The 1,927-nt window shown below is 49.4% G+C and carries 3 protein-coding genes; 1 reads left to right on the forward strand and 2 read right to left on the reverse strand.

All coding sequences use genetic code 11. From position 1 onward, the window contains the following. Positions 1 to 165 precede the first annotated feature (165 nt). Together ACRC27_RS10030 and ACRC27_RS10035 are read right to left on the reverse strand one after the other, a co-directional pair. Entirely contained in the window at positions 166 to 450 is a 285-nt protein-coding gene (locus ACRC27_RS10030) for a hypothetical protein (RefSeq protein WP_302981514.1), read from the reverse strand. 231 nt (positions 451 to 681) lie between these two features. After that, positions 682 to 1,227, reverse strand: a complete 546-nt coding sequence (locus ACRC27_RS10035; RefSeq protein WP_438620344.1) for a hypothetical protein — start codon at positions 1,225 to 1,227, stop codon at positions 682 to 684. A gap of 378 nt (positions 1,228 to 1,605) precedes the next feature. On the opposite strand from ACRC27_RS10035, the gene ACRC27_RS10040 reads away from it, so the two are divergent. After that, on the forward strand, positions 1,606 to 1,927 hold a 322-nt coding region (locus ACRC27_RS10040), incomplete at its 3' end, for a helix-turn-helix domain-containing protein (protein WP_438639803.1).

Genomic DNA, 1,927 nt, shown 5'->3' on the forward strand with positions numbered 1-1,927 from the left:
CCTTAGCAGCACGAAAACGCTTAGCGAATTCAAGGCCAAAGGCATGGTTACGGCTGGCTATGACGACTAAACCATCAGGGCCTTGAGCCTGTTCTACTGCTCGCTTCTTAGAGCGCGCAGGCTTCTTAGCTTTCACCGCCACCCCAGAAGATAACGATTCAATACTCATGGCCTGTTCACTCCTAACGCCAAGCGCCACAAACGTGAAACCACGTGAATAGGCCGCACAGTCATGTGCACACGGTTATTCGGCATTGCCTTGCGATAAACATGGCACTCGCCGTCTAACTCCATCTTCGACAGAGAATCAGATACCTGCTGAGCACGGCAGCCCAAACGGCTGGCGATGTCATTCGTGTAAAACTCAGCACGGCCCGTGCCGATCTCAGCCAGCAGCCGAGCCTTGATTGAAGTCTTGGCAGTAACCGCCACGTTGCTTTGCTTAGCCATCAGCGCGCCCCCTGTTGCATCATCCACGCAGCGAACGCCGAATTAACCCGGCAACTCACACCTGCAAAATTCACCTCGTACACGTAACCACCACGAGAGCCGCCACGAATAGGCAAGCATTTCAGTTGTGTGAGGCGCCGTTCTTTGTTTAAATTGCGTTGAATCATTACGTTCTCTCCTTTCCGAACCGATGATTTCCGAGAAGCCCTGTTGTTCCAGCAACGGGGCTTTTCACTTTTTTGGAGTTATCGCTTCCAGTGCTGACAGCACGCTCTGACATGCAGCCAACGCTTCATGCGCTTCCTTAATGGCCACCAGCCGACTTTCATCATCACCCGCCAGCAAATGGTTCAGCGCAGCATTGGCTGACTCGCCATGCTCTTTGCATGACTTACCCACCAGCACCTTCAGGTCATGACGTGCTTTGGCTTCTGGGTCCATCAGGTGACAAACAACCCCCAAAGGATTTAAGAAATCATTCAGGTGCTGTTCTGCGATTTGAGGGAATGCGTGAATAACTGCCGGCAGCAAGCTGACGACTACAGCGTGATTGGCAAGGTTGCTTTCTGAACGATCTAACGCACGGAACAGGTTTTGTTCGTTGTTCCACATATCGTCAGTGGTTTTCGGGGATACCAGCAGATCGCGAACGCCAGCGCGGGTGTTTATTCCTAGTGTGAATACAGAATCAACGATATGACACGCAACAGTCTTACGGGATATACTAACGCGCGACGCATTTACTATGTTTTGTATTAACCCGAATACGTTTTGCATATGTACCTCTCTAAAATGAGGTGATTTGTTTAAATCTGGTACACGACTTGTATGTAAACGAATGTGTGACACACTTAACGCATTCATTTTGTTTCCGGTTGTGTGTTACCGATTTCCGGCCAGAAGTCAGTAACGTCCAGATCGATGTTGTGTTGCCGAGCCAGTGTATACAGCGCTGGCAGGCGGGATGGCGGAATCCCGCGAGAGCTCCAGTTCGTAACGCATGCCTTAGTGCATCCAATTTGGGTTGCAACTCCGGTACACGAACCGAAATGGTCTCTCAGGCGTTTTAGAATTTTTTGAGTATTCATAAGTCATTAATACACGTAACGTGTCCATTTTGCAAACGTTATGTTTATAATGCCGTGAGGATGTGTGATGTTCAAGAAGGTTGAGGAGTGGTTAGAAAAAAATTCGCTATCAATGGCGTGGCTCGCTAAGGAGCTGGGTGAACACTCGGCCACTGTGAGTAATTGGAAATCACGTAACTCAATACCAAAAGCTAAACTCTCAGCGGTAGCATCCATCTTGGGTTGCACTACTGAGCAGCTATTGAGCGATGAGCCACTGCCTGAAATCAGCGATTGCCCACCAGAAACCGCAGCTCTTTTGATCGAGGCATTCGGTGGGGTAACTATTTGCGACAGAATTCACTGGTCAGATATTGATGATTGGTTGGATGGTGTGCCGGTTGGTTATG

This window comes from Plesiomonas sp. (assembly GCF_051650925.1).
GTDB lineage: Bacteria > Pseudomonadota > Gammaproteobacteria > Enterobacterales > CAMTGL01 > Plesiomonas.